Origin of the sequence: Belnapia mucosa, assembly GCF_016775475.1 — a bacterium.
Classification (GTDB): domain Bacteria; phylum Pseudomonadota; class Alphaproteobacteria; order Acetobacterales; family Acetobacteraceae; genus Belnapia; species Belnapia mucosa.
In genome coordinates, this window is the sequence record NZ_JAEUXJ010000150.1 from 1 (window position 1) to 235 (window position 235).

Sequence of the window (235 nt, forward strand, 5' to 3'; positions counted from 1 at the left end):
TCGCAGGGTCGGTGGGCTGCGAAGTGGGCGCGAGATCAAGCTCGGCTTCCGGTTCGGGCGCGGTATCCTCCTCGGCGGGTTCCGGTTCCGGTTCCGGTTCCGGCTCGGGCTTAGGCTCCGGCTTCGGTTCGGGCCTCTTCTTCGCGGGCTTGGGCTTCTCCTCGGGGGCCTCGTCCTCGACCTCTGCCGGGGCTGGCGGCGTGCGGTTCACCTTCGGCGCCGGGGCCTGATCCTC

The 235-nt window shown here is 71.1% G+C and carries 1 protein-coding gene; it reads right to left on the reverse strand.

Going from position 1 to position 235, the window contains the following annotated elements; translation table 11 throughout:
- The coding region (locus tag JMJ55_RS31475) for a hypothetical protein (RefSeq protein ID WP_236034284.1) at positions 1-211 on the reverse strand (211 nt) is incomplete at its 3' end.
- Between the last annotated feature and the right edge of the window lie 24 nt (positions 212-235).